Here is a 20221-nt window from a genome sequence, read left to right as displayed (position 1 = left end):
ATCTCGTCATTTTTCAGAATTGGTTTTTCGTCCCTGATATATTCATTATGATAAAAAACCGACACGGTTAATTAAAATGATGGCCAATCGTCCAGGCTTTCAATTTCATTCCACGCTCTGATACAGGCATTTACAGAATCTATGCCAATGAAAATTGCCGCTTCTGCCCAGCGCCGTCGCAGCAAACCGAGCAACGGCTTACCTTCTTGATTAATCCACTTACGCATCTCGTCAGGCACGCTCGACCTTTGGTCTGAATTTATACACTTCAGCATTGTTGATTTTGCTAAATTTCCACCACCAAGGTTATATGTCCACGAGATGAGCGCTGCGGCTTCGCACTCTAGCAGAGGTACATTCACTCGTAGTGCGACATCGCGTGTAGCTCCTTCCATATCTCGCCGAAGTAGCGTTTCAGCTTCTGCTTCTGTGATCGGTTGTGTTTGCGAAGTAACTGCTTTGCCTTGTGCGTCAATTATGGTGCCATATCCGATAGTCCACGTCCCTCCTGGTTTTGCCCCGTTATCATCATAGGGCGAGCTATAAAACCCCTCTATTCGTTTTACTACGGATGTTGCAGAAAGGGGAATTGTCTCACGATCCCATGTATTTCTGCCGACAATAACTTTTGATGTTTTAGCCATAACGCCTCCATATTATTTATCAACCACCAAGATTTAAAATATAGCCAACATTTAGATAAGTATAGTCAATAAAATTCAAGTGGCTTTCTAAAGCCTGCCACGAAAATATATTTATCTTGAAAAATAACTCAAGAAAAATGCAATGACAAAAAATCAATAAGTTATGAATAACTGCGCCATACCAAATAACCAATAAATTTCTTATTTTTATTTATTCAATAGCACCAATGTCTGATATTATCATTCGGTATCATCTAATATTTAAGCAGCGTTAATCAAATCTATTCCTCACCTAAAAGGTTCATTTATATACTCGTTAGCATTCGAGTTGCAGAATAAATGGTTTCAGCCTTTTTAACAGCGCTTGCGCTGGCCCCAATGGGGCGAGACTCCGCCGAGTAATGCGGCAAAAGAGCAAAGAAGACATTTCAATACGCTATAACCGATTGCATAAAAATCTTTGAGGTTCCTGAAACAACAATTCTGCGAGCAGTCTCGCATCGCACAAATGCAACGCTGAAAACCCAACAATCTGACTTGTCAGCTGCAAACCTTAGGTCGTATTCTTTCTGCGCACCAGCAAAATCTGGTGTCGGGCGTAGGAACCTGAGCACTCTCTATGGCGAAATCATGGCGTTAGCGTCTTTTTGATTGTCGCAGCACTCGCACACCTTTATCCTTATCAACGGTGGCGCTGATGGGGCAACCTTCGGGTTGGCCAGCTATCGTAGAGAGTCTGGTATTCCTACCCCCATTAGCGCCACCAACTTGAGCGTAGGAACTCCGGTGGTGACGAAGTTTATAACTCTCGCTACGGAGACAATCATCATGATGTCAGCTCAAAATTTTTCTCAGCTGCACTCCAGCAACGCCCTGCTTTCCCCCATTACCGCCAGCATGGATTTATTCCAGATCCTCAATGTCTGCGAATTGCTTGCCGATGAGCTGATCGAATGCAAAACAGTAACCGAACAACAAGCGCTTTGCGGGCGAATTGCGCACTGTCTGGAAGTGATGAAAACCACCTTTGAGCAGCCGCTGCCTGCTTATCTGGTGGAATGCCTCACCGTCGAAAAAGAAGTCAAAATACAGGTGAATCACGATTCAGAAATACAGCGCCAGTATTGCCACGCGCTCACCCAAACATTATTAAGCCGTGCCCATTCGGCGGATGTGAACCGCGCATTAACTGGCATGTTATTTGAGTTAATCAATGAACTGGTCGAGGATTTGCAGGCACCGCGATTTTTGCACGGTTAGGCAGCAACGTTTTTCTCCAGGGGGTTAGCGTACTGCACCTGAATAGCGTTGCCCCCTTACCGATGATTAGCTATGATTAACTTTTAATCATATAGAGCAATTCCCATGGGACAATCACAAACCAGAGTTATTACCGCTCATATACCCGTTGAGATGGCTGAAAAAATCGATGAACTGGCAGCAAATTATGACCGCTCTCGTGGCTGGATAGTTAAGCAGGCATTGGCCGCGATCATTGAGCAGGAAGAAAGCCGTCATCAGATGATTTTGCAAGGGATGCAGGATGTTGACGAAGGGCGTGTGGTTGAACATGCTGATGTCATGAAATGGGTAAACAGTCTGAACACTGAAACCCCACTCACAACACCTCAATCCAGGCGCAAATAAATGCAGGTTTTCTGGACCGATCACGCATTGCAGGATCTAGATCGGCTCCATGCCTTTCTTGCTAAAGCCAATGCAGAAGCGGCCGCACACGTTCTTCAATCATTGGTGGTTGCTCCAGCAAATTTACTAACATACTCACGCATGGGACCGATGCTGGAAAAATATGAGCCACGCGAAGTACGCCGTCTGATTGTTGGCAGCTATGAAATGCACTATGAACTCAAGGTTAATTCGCTGCATATTCTGCGGGTATGGCATACGCGAGAAAATAGATAAGGCAGCAGAATCACGCTGCCTCTCAGATCTAATATTTCCCGTCTTATTCCATCACGCGCATTCTTTTAATTTTGGCTTCATCGCTATTATCGCTTGCCGCCACCAGCGTGAAGTCGAAATTCACTTCGGTGTGCGGTTGGTTAATTTTGCGCTGTTCTGCAATGTGCGTGTCGGTAATTTTAAGCGGGTCGGCAATTAATTCTTCACGGGTGGCAAAAGCAAAGTCATCCCATAAATAAGCATCACCATTCAGGTTAATCTGGGTGGTTAAATGTTTATAACCAGGCGCTGAGACAAAGAAGTGGATATGCGCCGGGCGGTTGCCATGGCGACCCACGGCAGTCAGCAGTTTTTGCGTTGGGCCATCTGGCGGGCAACCATAGCCGCACGGTACAATACTGCGCACGGCATAGCTGCCATCGGCACCGGTCTGGATGCGGCGGCGCAAGTTGTATTGGCTTTGCGACTGATCAAAGAATGAATATCCCCCCAGCGTGTTGGCGTGCCAGATATCAACAACCGCCCCAGCAACTGGCTTGCCGTTGGAGTCCGTCACTTTGCCTTGTAACCACATGATTTCAGCCTGCTCTGTGCCGTCATCCATGCGCGCATAATTCTGGCTTAATGGCGCATTTGCCACATACAACGGGCCTTCGATGGTACGAGGTGTTCCCACCTCAATTCCGGCTGCCGCTTCTTTTTCATCAGCACGGATATCCAGATAATGTTCCAGCCCTAAACCCGCCGCTAATAATGCCGCTTCTTTACGCTCGCCTAATTCATTCAGGTAATTAACCGCCAGCCAGAATTCTTCATCGGTAATATCGTATTTTTTGATGGTCTGGCAAATATCACCCAGCACTTGATGCAGAATGACTTTTAAGCGCTCGTTGCCTTGCTGTGAAACTAACCCGCTGCTGATAGCAAGTAACTTTTCTAATTCAGATGTTTTTACTGGATTCACTGTCATTTTATATTCCTCACTGTAGGGTAAGAGTCTGTCTTATTTTCTGGCGTAAAAATTCAGTTTATCTGCGTCAATTTCAATGCCCAGCCCTGGCCCCTGCGGTAATGTGACCTGCCCGTCGCTGAAATCCAGCGGGCGTACCACAATGTCGTCCTTAAGCAGTAACGGGCCGAACATTTCGGTTCCCCACTGCATGTTGATTGTCGACCAGGCGTGCAATGAGGCGACGCTGCCCAGCGTTCCTTCCAGCATGGTGCCGCCATACAGCCCAATGCCCGCCGCCTGTGCCACATGCGCCAGTTTCAGCGCCTGCACTGGCCCGCCTGCTTTGGCAATTTTCAGGGCAAAAGCACCGCTGAACCCGTTGCTCGCCAGGGCGTAGCCATCGTGGCTGGTTGCCACGGATTCATCAGCGAGGATCGGTACTGCAAAACGCTGGCTTAGCGTGATCAAAGCTTGTCGGTCCCACTGCGGCGTCGGCTGTTCCACCAGGTCGATACCGCCGTCCTGCAACTGCGTCATGCCTTTTATGGCGGTGGTCAGATCCCACGCCTGGTTAACGTCAACACGGATACTGACATCACCGCCAAGAGCAGATTTAATTGCCAGCGCGTGGCGAATATCCACTTCCAGAGCGCGCGCACCAATCTTCAGTTTGAAAGTATTGTGTCGCCCTTCGGCCAGCAGGCGTTTTCCCTCTTCGATATCTTTTTCGGTATCGCCACTCGCCAGCGTCCACAGCACCGGCAGGCGCTCAGTTAACGCACCGCCCAGCAAGTCACTGACCGGCAATCCCAGCACTTTTCCCTGCGCATCAAGAAACGCGGTTTCCAGTGCCGATTTTGCAAAGGTGTTTCCCTTCACGCTGGCGTTCATCACGTCCGCCAGCGCGGCCACGCCGTTAAAGGTTTTGCCGCACAATAACGGTGCCAGGTAGCACTCAATGGCTGACTTAATCGCCTCCGGGCTTTCCGATCCGTAGCTCAAACCGCCGATGGTGGTCGCCTCTCCCCAGCCGATAACACCCTGCGCACAGGTCATGCGAATGATAGTCAGCGTCTGGCAGCCCATGGTTGCCATGGAAAGCTTGTGTGGACGAATGGTCGGGATATCCACCAGCCAGCAAGCAACTGACTCAATTGTGAGACTCATTAACAGCTCCTTCAGTTAAACGCGGCAACGCCGGTGATTTTTTCTGTGAAGGCAGGCTCCACAGCGCAATCAGCGCCAGCAGGGCATAGCCCATCAGCAATAATGAAACCGGCCAGTAAGCATCAAATTCAATCAGCAACGCCACCGCCAGCATCGGCCCTAAACCACCGGAAAATATCGATCCCACTTCATGCCCCAGCGCCAGGCCTGAGTAACGTACCCGCACCGGGAAGAGATCGCTCATGATGCACGGCTGAGTACCGATCATCGCCCCGTGGCACACCGGTAAACCGAGGATCATCGCGACCATGATCCAGCCATAATCGCCGGTCGACAGCAGCCAGAAGAACGGGAAAGCCATCACCAGCAAGCCAATCACACCGACGTAATACACCGGTTTGAGGCCGATACGGTCAGACAATGCGCCCCAGAACAGAATCGAGAACAGCTCCACCACCATCGCAAGCGTCACCGCGCTAATGATGACGCCGGTGCTGATACCAATGTGTTTGGCATACACCACCGAGAAGGTGAAAAAGATGTAGGACGCGCCATTCTCTGGCAACCGCAGCGCGATGGCCTGCAACAGCGCTTTCGGGTGCTCTTTAATCAGCACCAGCAATGGCAGTTTTTCGTGTTGGTCTTGAGGCTTAGCCTGTTGAAAGACCTGGCTTTCACGGATGTTTTTACGGATATAAACCCCGACCAGAAAAATCAGCAGACTCAGCAGGAACGGCACCCGCCAACCCCAACTCATGAAAGCCGCTTCCGGGAGTTTCTGCACCAGCCAGAAGGCAAATGCCGACAACACAAAGCCCCCGGAAACCCCCATCTGGCTCCAGGCGGTAAAGAATCCACGGCGTGATGTCGGCGCATTTTCGCTCAACATCAGTACACCACCGCCCCACTCGCCACCGGATGCCACGCCTTGTAAGAAGCGCAGGCTGATCAGTGAAATCGGCGCCCAAATGCCAATCTGTGCGTAAACCGGCAGCAGACCAATCACAAAGGTGGTCGCGCCCATTAACGACAGCGTCATCACCAGCGTCATTTTGCGGCTGTATCGGTCACCCAAATGCCCAAACACAATCCCACCCAGCGGGCGAGCCAGGAAACCGACCGCAAAGCCTGAAAACGCTAACAACGTTCCCTGTAGCGGATCGCCGCCCACCGGGAAGAACAACGGGCCAAACACCAGTGCGGCGGCCGTCCCATAGAGGAAAAAGTCGTACCATTCCAGCGCATTACCAAGCACCGACGCGATAACAAGCTTGCGCATTTGTCGGGCATCGTGCGGTGCATTTTCTTTCGCGATGTCACTCATGGAGCGTTTCCTCGTGGATAAAAGATGCGCTAAACCGTTGGCGGCTACACTTCAACATCGTCGCCGATGGTGTGGTAACGGCGGTTAAAGTAGACCAGGCCGCGTGGTTGTTTGCTGACACGAATCGCCTGCACCTGGCAATAAAACACCGTGTGGCTGCCGACTTCGTGGCAGGTATCAATAACGCAGTCGAAGCTGGCGACTGATGAGCTGAGAACCGGCGCACCGCTGGCCATTACCTGCCAGTTATCGTGCAGAAAACGTTGCTCAGAACGCAGGCTGGCGTTGGCAAAAACGCCGGACAAATCCTGATGCTCACCGGACAACACGTTGACGCATAACGCGCCGTTTTGTTTGAAATGGTCGTTAGCGAAGGAGTTGCGGTTCATACACACCAGCAAGGTTGGCGGCTGGTCGGTCACGCTGCATACCGCAGACGCCGTGAAGCCGAATTTTCCCGCCGGGCCATCGGTGGTAATCACCGAAACCGCGCTCCCCAGTTGCGCCATCGCATTACGAAAATCTGTTTGCAGAGTCATGGGATATTCCTTACAAATCGATGATTAAACGCGCGCCTTTGGCGCGGGAACAGCACAACAGGATTTGATCGCCATCGGCTTTCTCTTCATCCGTCAGATAGCTGTCGCGGTGGTCCAGTTCGCCTTCCAGCACATCGGTCAGGCAGCTGCCGCAAATCCCTTGTTTACAGGAAACGCACACTTTCAAACCCGCCAGTGCCAGTGCTTCGACGATGCTTTGGTTTTCAGCCACCTGCACGGTGATCCCGCTGGCCGCCGCCACCACTTCAAATGCCTTGCCCTGAATCTGGACATCGGCACTAAAACATTCCTGATGAATCTGTTGCGCCTGGTAATTCAGGGTTTTGGCCGTCTCATTGACCGCATCCATTAATCGCGTCGGGCCGCAGACGTACACATGGGTATTCGGTGGTACATCGCTGAGCACCGCTGAAAGGTTCAGGCGCTGCTCGTCGCTAAAATGCAGCTGAACTTTTTCGGCATACGGCGCGCTTTCCAGTTGCGCGACAAACGCCGCACCAGAGCGTGAACGGCAAGCGTAATGCAGAGTAAAAGAGCGCCCGGCGGCGTGCAGTTCTGCGGCCATCGCCAGCATCGGCGTGATGCCAATCCCGCCGCCAATCAGCAGGCTATGTGCCGCACAGGCTTCAAGAGCAAACAGATTTCGTGGCACGCTGACCTGCACTTCATCGCCTTCACGCAGGGTATGCACCGCCAGCGATCCGCCCTGAGATTGACTGTCTTTCAGAATGCCCAGTTGGTAATGCTGGCGGTTTTTTGGGTCGCCACACAGCGAGTACGGGCGTACCAGATCTTCACTCAGATGCAGGTCGATATGCGCACCTGCACCGTATTCCGGAAGCTCAAGGCCGTCGGCGTGGGCGAGCGTGAGTAGCACGACATCGCCCTGCAATTCGCGCTTAATAATTTGCAAAGTCAGCATGTCCGCTCCTTAGCGCATAAACAGGCCACCGTTGATGTCCCAGGTTGCCCCAGTAACAAACGATGCCTGTGGTGAAGCCAGTAATGCCACGGCCTGAGCAACAAACTCGGCCTCGCCCAGCTTGCCGACCGGGATCATCTGCAACAGTCCGGCCATTTTTTCTTCCGGCACCAGCGCATGAACCGAAGGCAAATCCATCGGCCCTGGGGCGATGGCATTAACCGTGACGCCGGATTTGCTCAGCTCGCGGGCAAAGATTTTGGTCAGCGTCAAAATGCCGCCTTTTGACGCGGCGTAATGCGCGCCGGAAGCGGTGCCGCCGTTCTGTCCTGCCAGCGAAGCGAGGTTGATAATCCGCCCGTAGCCACGCTTAGCGAAGTAGCGCCCCATCGTCTGGCAACCAACAAACGTGCCGCGCAGATTAGTGGAGATCACCTGGTCAAATTCATCGACAGTGATGTCCATTACCGGGGTTGCCAGCGTCAGCGCGGCGTTGTTAACCAGCACATCCAGGCTGCCAAAACGCTCAACGGTTGCCGCCAGCGCGAGTTCAAAATCCTGCGGCTGGCGAATATCCAGCCCGACCGCCAGCACCTTGCCCTGGCCGTTATCTAGGTTGTCTGCCGCCTGCTGCGCACGTTCGCGGTTCACGTCCGACAACACCACCTGGAATCCCTGCTCCAGCAGGTATTTGGCGATGACATTTCCCAGTCCGGCAGCAGCACCTGTGACTAATACGGTTTGTGTCATAAATAGCCCCTTAAAGGATGTAACCGATGCTGTGCAGCACATCGTCGCTGTTGATCAAGCGGATCACTTTTTGTTTGATAAGCAGTTGATCACCCTGACGTTGTAACTGCCAGGTAATGTCTGCGGCGTAGTGGCGGCTGTGGCCTTTGCGGTGTTCCCACAGCGACTGCGCCCCACGCACCACAATCACGTCATCCTGCGATTCCAGCAGGCGAAAACGCGACAAGGTGCGCAACGTCCTGGCGCGCGGCGTAGTGGAGATCGACTCGCCGCTATACAGGCGTTTCACGCGGCGGGCGCGCATTTCATGGTCGTCGCAGGCGTAGTTCAGGGTGTTTTTAAAATCAGTTTCCTGTGGGTCAATCGGCACCACATACAAGCCGTCGCGCTGCCATAACTCCAGCCAGGCGTTGAATTCGCCTTGATCAAGCAGATCGCCTTCGAGGTTAATCAGCGACATCGCCGCAAACAGATCAGAATCTGGCTTCATCATTTATTCCGCCTCCGTCATCAGTTTTTTCCACATCTGGTAAGCCGCTCGCATGCCGGTTTCAGCACTGACATCGCTGCGCAAACCATCGTCTGTACGGTATTCCCCCGCCAGCCCGCGGTTGAGCATGATCCACAGATCGTTGCCGGAGGTTGCGCCGCGCTGCACGCGTTCCCACGCTTCGGAGTCGTCCGGTGTGCCAAAGCCCATAGGCCCCTGGAAGTGTTCATGCAGGCGCAATCTGGCCTGGTTGGCGATTTCTGGCCCGCCGTCCATCATGATCACCGCATGGTGAATTTCAGTTTCCTTGACCGAAACCGGCTGTAACACGCGGAAGAACGCCATCGAGCAGGCAATGTTCGGGAAGATATTGAGGTTAAAGCCGGAACCGCCGACGGCGCGGACAATACGGCGCACTTGCTGTTCGTCGTGCTCCAGACGCAACGCATCAGCAAGTTCGCTAAAGCGTTCCGGGATCGGCGCGTCGAGATTAGCGTCCAAATCCACCAGTTCCGGGATCATCACCATCACGCTGTGGCCATTACCCAAATCTTCGACATAACCGCTGCCATCGACGAAGTTGAGCATCTCTTCGGTCTGCTTATCGACAGAACTAAGGAACGAGCGGTGCACCACCGGGAAGTGATAGCCGTCCGTGGTGTTTTCGAGCTGGATTTTCCAGTTACCCGGGAAGCGGAAACGGTGTGCAGGCCCGGTTTTAATCGGGAAGCCCGCGCCCTGTTTCATAAACAGGTCCATCCATTTTTTGGCAGCACCGAGGAAATCTTCCAGCGGTTCAATCTGTTCATTGAAGGTGGCAAAAATCATTCCGGCGTATTGTTCGGTACGCAGCGACACCAGCCCTAACTCGCCCTTTTCCAGTTGGTCGGCATAACTTTCCGGGTGCGGAACACCGCGCAGAGTGCCATCCAGCGCATAACCCCAGCCGTGGTACGGGCAGACGAAGCTGTTGGTTTTGCCGCTGCGGTGTTCGCAAACGGTGGCGGCGCGGTGGCGGCAACGATTCAGTAAGGTATGAACGGTGCCTTTACGGTCACGCACCACAATCACCGGCTGGGTGCCGATTTCGGTGGTTTTAAAGCTGCCGGTTTCCGGGATTTCGCTGGCATGTGCCACCCAAACCCAGGTTTTGCTGAAAATTCTGTCCAGCTCGAGCTGGAATAATTGCTCTGAGTTATACAGCGAGGTGTGCACGCGATCGTGTTGCACTAAGGCGGCAATTTCCGCGCAATCAGGCACCGCTGGCGCTGTGGTATCAATATTTTTTATGTTGATGATGTTGTCGCAATTCATGTCCAATCTCCTGCACGTCTTCGGCTGTCTATTTTTTATCCGGCACCGGGAGTTCATCCGCTGCATGCCAGTGGTTTACCGGGCGGCTGAACAGGTTGCGCGTCGTAAAACGGTGGATACGCATACCGCTGGCTTCGCGGCAAAATTCCACGTTAATTTCCGCCGCGTTGAGATGAGCGCCTCCGGCGGAAAACTCGGAGGTTTGCAACATCAGCCAGCGGCCACAGAGCTTGCCGTCGGGCTGCTGGCTGAGCGCTTCAGAGCAAAGAAAATGGGCGTTCATGGCAAAATGCGCCGGGGTTCGCACATAACCTGCCATCATCGCCACAATCGCCTCACGCCCAAGATGTCTTCCCAGGCGCGCGGCGTAAGGCTCGCCGACACCTTCCCAGCAGGCGTCTGCGGTAAACAGTTCGCCGATAGCCTGTACCGTTTCTGCCGTGTCGAGTTTGTCGCACAACCACATGTACTGGCTGATACAAACCCTGGCGGCTTGCTGGTCTTCAAGCTGCTGTAAACGCTGCGCGTCCGGTGAATTCATCATCGACTCCGTTAGCCCTGAATAATCAGTTCACGCCCAACACGCGCTTCGATTTTGCAGTACTTCCACAGCTTGCTACCGCTATCACCCACTGGCGTGGTGCGGAACAAGTTGCATACTGCCGCGACGTTTTCCAGCGCGTCGGCATCGGCCAGAATGTAAGTCGTCCACGGTGCGGTGGTGGACGGGCCAACCATTAACTGGTCGTCATCCATATTGCCAATCACGCGGATGCCGGGGGTTTCTTCAACCCCTTTCATCATCACGCCAAAAGCGCCCCACACTTGCTTCGCTTCCGTTGGGCTGGCATCGAAAAAGTTCTGATTAACCCCGATGCAGAACAGCACACGTAATTTGTTTGTCTGGCTCATTTATTGCTCCTTTAGAAAAGAATCACAGGTAACCCGGCAGCGGTTTGCCACCGAAAAAGACCGTACCGGCGTTGAGATAAGAGAGGTCGCCCATAAAGGCGTGTTGCGTAATCACCATGGTGTCGCGCACATAACGTTGCAGCGGGCTGGTCATCGCAACGCCGCCCATGCCGTTGAGTGCCAGCGCCTGGCGTGCCACTTCTGCTGCCACGCGGGTAACGTGCGTCGAAGAAAGACGCAAGGCATTAATTTGTTCTGGGCTGGCTTCGTCACCGGCGAGCAATTTTTGCCACACTTCGTCGATAGCTTCGTAGAACCAGGCGCGGGCCGAGCGCAGATCCGCTTCACATCGGGCAATTTGCATCTGTGCCTGTGGCCTTTCAGCAAGCTTCGGCGCGCCAGTAACCGACTGCTGACGATGGGCAATCTGGTAGATTTCATTGAGTGCCGCGCGAGCCACACCCAACGCCACCACTGACAGCACTTGCGTGGCGAGGGAAAGCACCGGATAGCGATACAGCGCCCCTTCCAGATTCAGTGCGCCACCGCGAATAAACGTCCACTCCTGCGGAACATACGCGTCGTTAACCAGCAGATCGTGGCTGCCGGTTCCGGCCAGCCCGACGGTGTTCCACACCGGATCAATCTGCACATATTCCCGTGGCAGCACAGCCATACGCGGCAGCGCTTTTTCTTCATCTGGCTGGATACCCACGCCAAACACCGATGCGCCCATGCTGCCGCTGGCAAAACTCCAGCGCCCGCTAACGCGATAACCCCCATCGGCCCGCATGGCTTTGTGTGTCGGGTAAATTCCACCGGCAAACACCACGTCTGGCCCATCGCGGTATAGCTCTTTCAGGGTGTCCGGCGGCAACGCCCCAAGGTAGAACGGGCTCATGCCAAAACTTGCCACCCAACCTGCCGAACCGTCTGCTGTGGCAATTTGCTCAATCAGTTCGCAAAACTGCGCGGGTGAGCATTCGTCGCCGCCGTAAATTTTCGGCACCAGTGCGCGATACACACCGACCTGTTTGAAGCGGGTAATAATGTCTTCAGAAATATGGCGTTGATGTTCAAAATCGGCGCTACGAGTCGTCACTTCACTCAGTAACGGAACCAGCTCTTCACGAACGTTGACGACAGACATGGCTAACTCCCGAAGTAATGGGGTGCAGATGGTGGATGGCGCTTACACTAATCCCCGACAAAACCACTCGGCGGCCTGAACCAACAAGCCTTCACGTCCTTTGGCCGCCACTAATTGCAAGGCGACCGGACGACCACGTAGTTCGCCCATCGGCAGGGTGATTGCCGGATGTCCACTGAGATTGAAAGGCCGCACCAGGCGAGTCAGGTTGACGACGCTAAGCGGGTCTTGTGCTTCTTGTAGCGTTGGAGGAAGTTCCGGCAAGGTTGCCAGCACCAGCAAAGGTGTTTGCTCAAGTAACGCATCCACCTCGGCGGTGAATTTGATGCGCACACGTTCGGCGTTAGCCAAAGCGGCAGCGTCCACATCTTTGCCCGCCCGAATACGGCTCGCGACATCTGGCGAAACCTCTTCACTGCTGAGCAATGAGTTAAACGCCTGCCAGTTTTCGTGGCTAATAATCGCCAGCCCGGCGCGGTGTGCGTCGGCAAGCGCAGGAAGTTGTGAATGGTGCGGACGAATGCCCTGTTGTTCGAGTTGCCCCAGCAGAAGCGCGTCAATTTCTGGGATTGCCGCCGCCACAAAGGCCACTTCAGGCAACGCAGTGATTGGCTCGCCGACAGGAATCGAAAGGTGCGTCAGAACCTGGCGCAGCACCGTAGCGTTACGGGCAAAAATGCCGACGCAATCCAGCGAGCTGTGTGCCGGTAAAACCCCATCGCGGCTGATGACACCGTAACCGGGTTTCAGCCCCAACACTCCACAACAAGCGGCAGGCATACGCACCGAACCGCCAGTGTCAGTACCCAGTGAAAAATCGACTTCACCGGATGCGACAACCGCCGCAGAACCACTCGATGAACCGCCAGGGATCAGCGCCGGAAACAGCGGGTTCACCGGGGTGCCGCTCCAGGCGTTAATGCCCGTCACCCCGAATGCCAGTTCGTGCAGCGTGGTTTTGCCGGTCAGCACGCAGCGGTTGTTGAGTAACGTCGCCACTACGCCAGCATGATGCTGCGCAACAGGTGCTGCTGCGAGAGCCGGACATCCGGCACGAGTACGGTAACCAGCGATATCCAGGGTGTCTTTTACCGCAAAGCGCAGTTCACCCTCGCCGAGGACAAACTGCTCTACATAACCATTGTTCTCACAAATAGACTTCATCATTAAGGCCTTAATCAGATAATGTGAATCACATTAGGTAAGCAGTCATCGCTGCTTTTTCGTTCTGAGTAAATATGAATCAATCATGGAATATTTAGATGAAAATTCAAGTAATATTTCACGTAAATTTCACGAACAATTAACATGAAATTAACTAGATTTAACAAATGAATTTTTGATTATGCTGATGAATTGATAAGGAAATATTTGGCGAATGCCAAAAAGTCGTCATGAGAACCCAGGACGACGAGTGGATAAAAAATATTTATTTTACAGTGGGTTGGAAGAAATTTTTAACGCGGTCACAAATTTGTCATTCTGTCGATCAGGATCAAATTTCGTTCAGGTTATCGAGCACTTTAGCCAGTGAAAGATTCATTTTTTCCACCTGCGCCACACTCATGCCCTTAAACCCTTTCTCGAAAACTTTACCTGCCAGACGGTACGCTTCTTCCACTTTTTGCTGGCCTTTGGCAGTCAACATCACTTCGGTGACTCGCGCATCTTGTTCACTGCTGGCGGTGGTGACTAAACCTTCATCGCGCAGGCGGCCAACAATTTTGGTTACCGTCGGCATTTTGACCATCGCGTATTCGGAGATTTGCGAAATGCTGGCCTTGCCATATTGCTGCGTCACCATTAAGACCCGGAAGCCAGAGACATCCAGTTGCACCTTTTTCAGCGTCACTTCCATGATTTGGGTGTAGCGCGCATAGACGTTGACTATCCAGTAAAACGGGAACTCCTCACGGTGAAATTCGGCATCCACATCCGGTGTTTTCTTTAGGTTACTCATGAGGTTCCTTAGCAAGACAGTTGTCAATTGGGCGATTATACCTGCTTAAACCTGGCGGCTATAGCGCTTCGGACAACGCTATTGTTCAATTCTGAATTTTGGGCGATTACCGCACACTTAATGATTCAAAAATGCCACATGAACAACATTTTTGTATCATTTTTACAACACCGCATTGACATCCAATCTTCCTCTTTCCTATACGTTAGCGCACGGGTTTGCGTTGGCTGGGACGGGCAGTGCTCAATCCATGACAACACCGGACTAACAATACTAATAAACGCAATGTGGAGCTCTTCATGAACGAAAGTCCTTCTCTGGAACAGGCTCGCTCCGAGGTGCTGGCACCGCCATCACCAGGCGAAATAGCACTGGATCCCCGGCAACAGGCGGTGATTAAAAAACTGTTTCGTCGGTTGATTATCTTCTTGTTTGTGCTGTTTGTTTTTTCGTATCTGGACCGCATCAACATTGGCTTTGCCGGTTTGACAATGGGCAAAGATCTGGGCCTCACCAGCACCATGTTTGGCCTGGCGACCACGCTGTTTTATGTGATGTATGTTATCTGCGGCGTGCCGAGTAACATCATGCTGAGTATTGTCGGTGCACGCCGCTGGATTGCCGTTTTGATGGTGGTCTGGGGGATTGCTTCCACCGCGACGATGTTTGCCACCGGCCCTGGCAGCCTTTACGTGTTGCGTATGCTGGTGGGGATTGCTGAAGCCGGATTCTTACCGGGTTTGTTGCTCTATTTAACATACTGGTTCCCTGCGCAATATCGCGCTCGGGCGAATGCGCTGTTCATGATTGCGATGCCCGTCACCATGGCGCTGGGCTCGCTCGCTTCCGGCTATATTCTTAACCTTGATGGCTTGCTCAACCTGAAAGGCTGGCAATGGCTGTTCCTGCTCGAAGGGTTCCCGTCGGTGTTGTTAGGTCTGGTGGTGTGGTTCTGGCTGGATGACTCACCGTCGAAAGCCAAATGGCTGACCGACGATGATAAAGCCTGCCTGAACGAGATGATGGAAGCCGATAAACTGGCGATTCAGAAATCACAACAAGGCACCAATATCGGCCCGACATCCCAACGCGGCATGCTGCGGGAATTATTTACGCCGGTGATTATGCTTTATACGCTGGCCTATTTTTGCCTCACCAACACATTAAGCGCCTTGAGCGTCTGGACGCCGCTTATCCTGCGCAGTTTTAACCAGGAAAGTAATAACATCACCATTGGTTTACTCAGCGCGATTCCGCAAGTTTGTACTATTGTCGGGATGATTTGGTGGAGTAAGCGTTCTGACCGCTTTAATGAACGTAAAATTCACACTCTGTTGCCGTATCTGTTTGCCGCCGCAGGCTGGGTTTTAACAGCTTCAAGCAGCAATCCGATGCTGCAATTTACCGGCATTGTGATGGCCTCGTCAGGTGCATTTGCCGCGATGGTCATTTTCTGGACCACGCCGGATCAATCCATCTCTTTGCAAGCCCGCGCCCTGGGTATTGTGGTGATCAACGCCACCGGTATGACTGGTGCCGCGTTAGGGCCATTGTTGATGGGCTGGATGAAAGATGTCACCGGTAATTTCAACGCCGGTATTTATATGGTTGCTGGGTTCCTGGTGTTGGGCGCAATTGTTATTTCATTGATTCCGATGAAGAAGATGGCGCAAAGAAGCAGTTTGTAACACTGAAAATAGCCTCTTTGAATGATGAAAGCCCGGAATGCACATCGCTATTCTGGGCTTTTTTTATCCAGAAAATGCTCCGCAAAATGAAACAAGTCACCTTTAGTGATCTTCTCGGTCTTTGGGCTAAACTATGCGAGTAACCGCCAGGTAGAAAGTCCATCATTTATATAATGAAATCATCAGCAATGATTAGAACAGGACGGACATTGTGGCAGAAATTAAAATACCCGACGCGCTCACCATTTTTGGGAAACCCGATGAGACTAAACCGACATTTAGCCACAGCACTCAGCCCCCTGTTGCTGCTTAGTGCCTCTGTTCACGCCGAGGTCGATCTTGGCTCCTTAGAGCTATTCGCGAAAGACAATGACACCAGCCCCATCCCCAAGGGTTTGATTTTGGGCGGCGCGGTGATTAGCGGCACGGCACGTTACGAAGCGCAAAAAGATGAAACTTATGTCATCCCCGGCGCGCTCTATTTTGGCGATCAATTCATGTATCTCGGCGACCGTGGTCGCTACTATTTTCATCTTGATGACAACACCGCCGCTTATGCGTATGGCAGGTTCCGCTTTGGTAACCTGGATCCCGATGATGAAGATGCTTTCGATGGGATGCACAAGCGAAAGTCAGAATTTGAAGCGGGCGTCGGCGGCACTATTATTACCCCGTATGCACTGCTTAGCGCCCGTGTCAGTTCTGATGTCACCGGGCGCAGTAATGGCCAGGAACTACTGTTGTGGGCGGATTTCCCTATCGTAAAAGGGAATTTGCTGGTGATGCCTGGCATGGGGATGATGATTCGCAGCGATAAGATGGCGAACTATTACTTTGGTGGCGTTTCGAAAAGTGAGGCCACCGCCCAACGGCCAGAATGGGATACCGGAACCACCTTCTCGCCTATGGCTGCAGTGATTACTAGTTACCGTTTCAGCCCAAAATGGGTGGGGATGCTGGCGGCCAACTACGAGTTTTATGATAAAGATATTGCCGACAGCCCTATCGTGCAGCATAACGGTGAGTTGTATGGGATTTTGGCCGTAGGTTATATCTGGTAGCGAGATGCTTAAAGAAAATTTCAATGAGCTGCAAATCTTTCTGGTGGTGGCAAAAGAAAGGAGTTTTACCAAAGCCGCAGGGAAACTGGGCGTTTCACAATCCGCGTTAAGTCATGCGGTGAAAGCCCTGGAAGAACGTTTAAATGTGAGGTTGCTGACCCGCACCACCCGCAGTGTTGCCCCCACCGAAACCGGTGAGCGACTCATTGCCAGCCTCGAGCCTCGCCTGGCGGAACTTGAGAGCGAACTGGAAAGCATTCTGCAATTAAATGGCGGTGCATCAGGTAATATCCGGCTTTCTGCCGGTGAACATTCCGCGCGTAAACTACTGTGGCCGAAGCTAAAACCGTTCCTCAAACAGTACCCGGATATTAATGTCGAGCTGGTGGTCGATAACGGTTTTGTCAATATTGTCGAGGGCCGTTTCGATGCCGGAATTCGGCTGGGGGAAAGTGTCGATAAAGACATGGTGGCGGTGAGAATCGGGCCGGATTTACGCATGGTGGTTGTCGGTTCGCCGCAATATCTACAGGCGCAAGGCATTCCGCAAACGCCGCATGAATTACAACATCATCGTTGTATTAATATGCGTTTACCCACCGCAGGCGGTTTGTATCACTGGGAATTTGAAAAAGACGCTAAACCCCTGCGCGTGCGCGTGGAAGGCCAGCTGATTTTTAATCTGCTTTCCGAACGGATTGATGCCGTGCTGGCTGGGTTTGGCCTGGCCTGCGTCCCTGATGATATGGTTCAGGATGAGCTGAAATCGGGGGAGCTGGTGCAGGTTCTTGCCGACTGGTGCCCAACATTTCCGGGCTATTACCTTTATTATCCCAGCCGTAAACAACACCCACCTGCCTTTGCATTACTTATCGATTCGTTGCGTTATTCAGAATAAAAAACGGTGGATGACGCTAACGCTTATCCACCCTACAAAACCCAACCCGACATTTTCAGGATTAACGCCCGACGCGAGCCTGCAATGCCGCCGGATAACGTTCACCGACGATTTTCACCGTTTCCAGTGCCAGGGTGATTTTACGCAAATCATCCTGCGCAAGGGTTAAATCCGCCGCCGCCAGGTTCTCTTCCAGACGATGTAGCTTCGTGGTTCCCGGAATCGGTACAATCCACGGTTCCTGTGCCAGCAACCACGCCAGTGCGATTTGCGCCGGGGTTACCCCTTTTTCTGCGGCCAGTTCACTGAGCAAAGAAACCAGTTTTTCGTTGGCTTCCAGTGCATCAGCAGCAAAACGCGGTACTTTGCTACGGAAATCATCCGCGCCGAAGGTGGTGCCAGACTTAATTGAGCCGGTCAAGAAGCCTTTGCCTAACGGACTAAACGGCACAAACCCAATCCCCAGTTCTTTTAGCACCGGCAGAATTTCTTGCTCCGGCTCACGCCACCACATCGAATATTCACTTTGCAGCGCGGTGACCGGTTGCACAGCATGGGCGCGGCGAATGGTTTGCGCCCCCGCTTCGGACAAACCAAAGTGCTTCACTTTCCCTTCAGCAATCAGGTCTTTTACTACACCTGCGACGTCTTCAATCGGCACATCGGGATCCACACGATGCTGATACAACAGGTCGATAACGTCGGTTTTCAAACGGCGTAACGACCCTTCCACCGCCAGGCGAATATGTTCCGGACGGCTGTTTAAAATTTGCTGCTTATTATCCTCACCAAAAGTGAAGCCGAATTTGGTGGCAATAACTACGCGGTCGCGGAACGGTTTTAATGCTTCGCCGACAACATCTTCATTGAGATACGGGCCATACACTTCGGCGGTGTCGAAAAATGTCACGCCACGCTCGACGGCAGCACGAATCAATTCCACGGCCTGGCGGGTATCCGTTGCCGGGCCATAGCCGTGGCTTAGCCCCATACAACCCAGACCCAGTGCGGAAACTTCAAGACCAGAATGACCGAGATAACGCTTTTGCATAATGATTCCTCGTGAATGGGTGGAAGTTATACGTCTAGTTTGCGGCCGGTTAGCCACTCAACCCTCGCCGGATCACGATGCGAGAAGAAGGCACTGGTCGCAGTATCCAGCGCGGTAATTTGCAGAAAATCGTCGCGGCTCAGTTCGAAATCCAGAATATTGAGGTTCTCTGCCATGCGAGTTTGGCGCACGGTTTTCGCCAGCGAAACGATGCCACGCTGGAAGATCCAGCGCAGGACGACTTGCCCGATGCTCTTACCGTGTTTTGCCGCAATCGCCGCTAATAGCGGATGCTGGAACAGATTGTTGCGCCCTTCAGCAAACGGAGCCCAGGCCTCTGGCTGAATGCCACGGCTTTGCATCCACGGCGCGGCATGCAGTTGCTGATGGAACGGGTTCACCTCCACCTGGTTGACGGCGGGAACCACGCTGTTAAAAGCGATAAGATCAGCCAGTCGATCAGGCTGGAAGTTACTGACGCCAATGGCGCGGATTTTCCCGGCTTGCTGCAACTCTTCCATCGCACGCCACGCGCCATGCACATCACCGTACGGCTGGTGAATCAGATACAAATCGACATAATCCATTTGCAGGCGGTTGAGCGAACGTTCGAACTGCGCTTTCGCGCCTTCGTAGTTGGCGTCTTGCAACCATAGTTTGGTGGTGATAAACAACTCTTCACGGGCAATGCCACTGTTTTTTAAAGCATTACCGACTTGCGTTTCGTTCTGATAAGAGGCGGCGGTATCAATCAAACGGTAGCCGGTTTCAATGGCGTCAATAACCGCACGTTCGCATTCTGCGGCCTCTGTCATCTGAAAGACGCCAAAGCCCAGCAGTGGCATTTCGATACCGTTGTTCAATGTGACGGTTTGCATAGCGTTCCCCCTAATCTGTGGTGTGGGAAAAAGCATAACGCAAACAGGTTTATCTGATTAGGCACCCTAATTCGCTAGGGTTTATTAGCAGAATTCATTAATGAATACGAGCGGCGGGATTATTTGCTTTCCGGGACAATCGAGATATGCCCGTTGCGTTCGAGAATGGCGAATTTAATTTCTGCCAGTTGGGTGATTCCGTGATCAACACGGGCTGTTTGTAAAATATCATCACAGGAAATATCGACTTTTTTCATTTTCTCCTGAAACAAATAGCCGCTTTCAACCAAAATGACTGGCGTATTATCAAGAAAATCATCAGCTCCCGGTAAATGTTTCTTTATCAAACCAAACAGCATATCCACCACGATCAAGGTGACAATGGTCAGCATGGCTCCGGTGACGGAAAAGTCATTGCCTAATAACGCTTGTTGCGTGGCCTCGCTAATAATTAATAGCAATATCAAATCAAAGGAGGTCATCTGTAATAGCGTACGGCGGCCAGCAATCTTGAACACCACCATCAATATCAGATAAATGGCCAGCGCCCTTATTACCATATCCATTGTCTGGTTAC

General features: G+C 52.3%; 23 protein-coding genes. 6 read left to right on the top strand and 17 right to left on the bottom strand.

The window, feature by feature from the left end:
- Positions 1 to 71: 71 nt before the first annotated feature.
- Complete coding sequence (locus D8682_RS22210) at positions 72 to 644, bottom strand: lysozyme (RefSeq protein ID WP_121815152.1); 573 nt, start codon at positions 642 to 644, stop codon at positions 72 to 74.
- Between the two features lie 828 nt (positions 645 to 1472).
- On the opposite strand from D8682_RS22210, the gene D8682_RS22205 reads away from it, so the two are divergent.
- From D8682_RS22205 to D8682_RS22195, 3 genes are all read left to right on the top strand, one after another.
- Positions 1473 to 1904 (top strand): hypothetical protein, encoded by a 432-nt coding sequence (locus tag D8682_RS22205; RefSeq protein WP_083963319.1) that lies wholly within the window; start codon positions 1473 to 1475, stop codon positions 1902 to 1904.
- Positions 1905 to 2009: 105 nt separating this feature from the next.
- Positions 2010 to 2291, top strand: coding sequence for a CopG family ribbon-helix-helix protein (locus D8682_RS22200; protein ID WP_121815151.1), 282 nt, complete (start codon positions 2010 to 2012; stop codon positions 2289 to 2291).
- The gene (locus D8682_RS22195; protein WP_121815150.1) at positions 2292 to 2567 is read left to right on the top strand and encodes a type II toxin-antitoxin system RelE/ParE family toxin; all 276 of its coding nucleotides are present in this window, start codon (positions 2292 to 2294) and stop codon (positions 2565 to 2567) included.
- 43 nt (positions 2568 to 2610) lie between these two features.
- Here the strand turns inward: D8682_RS22195 and catA are convergent, their stop codons facing one another.
- The 13 genes from catA to D8682_RS22130 form a co-directional block, all read right to left on the bottom strand.
- Positions 2611 to 3537, bottom strand: coding sequence for a catechol 1,2-dioxygenase (gene catA / locus D8682_RS22190; RefSeq protein WP_121815149.1), 927 nt, complete (start codon positions 3535 to 3537; stop codon positions 2611 to 2613).
- A 33-nt stretch (positions 3538 to 3570) separates the two neighbouring features.
- Positions 3571 to 4686, bottom strand: a complete 1116-nt coding sequence (locus D8682_RS22185) for a muconate/chloromuconate family cycloisomerase (RefSeq protein ID WP_064544672.1) — start codon at positions 4684 to 4686, stop codon at positions 3571 to 3573.
- The gene (locus tag D8682_RS22180; RefSeq protein WP_064544670.1) at positions 4670 to 6010 is read right to left on the bottom strand and encodes an MFS transporter; all 1341 of its coding nucleotides are present in this window, start codon (positions 6008 to 6010) and stop codon (positions 4670 to 4672) included. Before D8682_RS22180 ends, D8682_RS22185 begins: the two co-directional genes overlap by 17 nt.
- A 44-nt stretch (positions 6011 to 6054) precedes the next feature.
- Positions 6055 to 6549: a flavin reductase gene (locus tag D8682_RS22175; protein WP_121815148.1), complete on the bottom strand. Its 495-nt coding sequence runs from the start codon at positions 6547 to 6549 to the stop codon at positions 6055 to 6057.
- A gap of 10 nt (positions 6550 to 6559) precedes the next feature.
- Positions 6560 to 7492: a PDR/VanB family oxidoreductase gene (locus D8682_RS22170; protein WP_121815147.1), complete on the bottom strand. Its 933-nt coding sequence runs from the start codon at positions 7490 to 7492 to the stop codon at positions 6560 to 6562.
- 9 nt (positions 7493 to 7501) lie between these two features.
- A complete protein-coding gene (locus D8682_RS22165) occupies positions 7502 to 8242 on the bottom strand; it encodes an SDR family NAD(P)-dependent oxidoreductase (protein ID WP_121815146.1) in 741 nt (246 codons plus the stop codon).
- Positions 8243 to 8252: 10 nt separating this feature from the next.
- Positions 8253 to 8732 (bottom strand): aromatic-ring-hydroxylating dioxygenase subunit beta, encoded by a 480-nt coding sequence (locus D8682_RS22160; protein ID WP_064544734.1) that lies wholly within the window; start codon positions 8730 to 8732, stop codon positions 8253 to 8255.
- 3 nt (positions 8733 to 8735) lie between these two features.
- A complete protein-coding gene (locus D8682_RS22155) occupies positions 8736 to 10046 on the bottom strand; it encodes a Rieske 2Fe-2S domain-containing protein (RefSeq protein ID WP_064544661.1) in 1311 nt (436 codons plus the stop codon).
- Positions 10047 to 10074: 28 nt separating this feature from the next.
- The gene (locus tag D8682_RS22150; RefSeq protein ID WP_238392787.1) at positions 10075 to 10590 is read right to left on the bottom strand and encodes a nuclear transport factor 2 family protein; all 516 of its coding nucleotides are present in this window, start codon (positions 10588 to 10590) and stop codon (positions 10075 to 10077) included.
- An 8-nt stretch (positions 10591 to 10598) separates the two neighbouring features.
- Entirely contained in the window at positions 10599 to 10958 is a 360-nt protein-coding gene (locus D8682_RS22145; protein WP_064544657.1) for a hypothetical protein, read from the bottom strand.
- A 22-nt stretch (positions 10959 to 10980) separates the two neighbouring features.
- On the bottom strand, positions 10981 to 12108 hold the full coding sequence (locus tag D8682_RS22140; RefSeq protein WP_064544655.1) for an acyl-CoA dehydrogenase family protein: 1128 nt from the start codon (positions 12106 to 12108) through the stop codon (positions 10981 to 10983).
- A gap of 42 nt (positions 12109 to 12150) precedes the next feature.
- On the bottom strand, positions 12151 to 13272 hold the full coding sequence (locus tag D8682_RS22135) for an amidase (RefSeq protein WP_121815144.1): 1122 nt from the start codon (positions 13270 to 13272) through the stop codon (positions 12151 to 12153).
- A gap of 331 nt (positions 13273 to 13603) precedes the next feature.
- Positions 13604 to 14068 carry a MarR family winged helix-turn-helix transcriptional regulator gene (locus tag D8682_RS22130; protein WP_064544651.1) on the bottom strand — a complete coding sequence of 155 codons (465 nt, stop codon included), beginning with the start codon at positions 14066 to 14068 and terminating at the stop codon, positions 13604 to 13606.
- Positions 14069 to 14367: 299 nt separating this feature from the next.
- Between D8682_RS22130 and hpaX the strand changes: the two genes are divergently transcribed.
- The 3 genes from hpaX (at position 14368) to D8682_RS22115 (ending at position 17715) form a co-directional block, all read left to right on the top strand.
- Positions 14368 to 15756 carry a 4-hydroxyphenylacetate permease gene (gene hpaX, locus D8682_RS22125; protein WP_121815143.1) on the top strand — a complete coding sequence of 463 codons (1389 nt, stop codon included), beginning with the start codon at positions 14368 to 14370 and terminating at the stop codon, positions 15754 to 15756.
- Positions 15757 to 16016: 260 nt separating this feature from the next.
- On the top strand, positions 16017 to 16817 hold the full coding sequence (locus tag D8682_RS22120) for a MipA/OmpV family protein (protein ID WP_064544730.1): 801 nt from the start codon (positions 16017 to 16019) through the stop codon (positions 16815 to 16817).
- A gap of 4 nt (positions 16818 to 16821) precedes the next feature.
- The gene (locus D8682_RS22115; protein WP_064544648.1) at positions 16822 to 17715 is read left to right on the top strand and encodes a LysR family transcriptional regulator; all 894 of its coding nucleotides are present in this window, start codon (positions 16822 to 16824) and stop codon (positions 17713 to 17715) included.
- Positions 17716 to 17776: 61 nt separating this feature from the next.
- Here D8682_RS22115 and D8682_RS22110 read toward each other — a convergent pair whose 3' ends face one another.
- From D8682_RS22110 to D8682_RS22100, 3 genes are all read right to left on the bottom strand, one after another.
- Positions 17777 to 18766: an aldo/keto reductase gene (locus D8682_RS22110; RefSeq protein ID WP_121815142.1), complete on the bottom strand. Its 990-nt coding sequence runs from the start codon at positions 18764 to 18766 to the stop codon at positions 17777 to 17779.
- Between the two features lie 26 nt (positions 18767 to 18792).
- Positions 18793 to 19644: an aldo/keto reductase gene (locus tag D8682_RS22105; protein WP_121815141.1), complete on the bottom strand. Its 852-nt coding sequence runs from the start codon at positions 19642 to 19644 to the stop codon at positions 18793 to 18795.
- A gap of 119 nt (positions 19645 to 19763) precedes the next feature.
- Positions 19764 to 20210: a DUF421 domain-containing protein gene (locus tag D8682_RS22100; RefSeq protein WP_064544641.1), complete on the bottom strand. Its 447-nt coding sequence runs from the start codon at positions 20208 to 20210 to the stop codon at positions 19764 to 19766.
- Positions 20211 to 20221: the final 11 nt, after the last annotated feature.

The sequence above is a fragment of the Buttiauxella sp. 3AFRM03 genome, from assembly GCF_003675305.1.
In the GTDB taxonomy this organism is placed as follows: Bacteria; Pseudomonadota; Gammaproteobacteria; order Enterobacterales; family Enterobacteriaceae; genus Buttiauxella; species Buttiauxella ferragutiae.
Note: the sequence above shows the minus strand (reverse complement) of the source record. Positions and strands in the feature narration are given on the sequence as shown.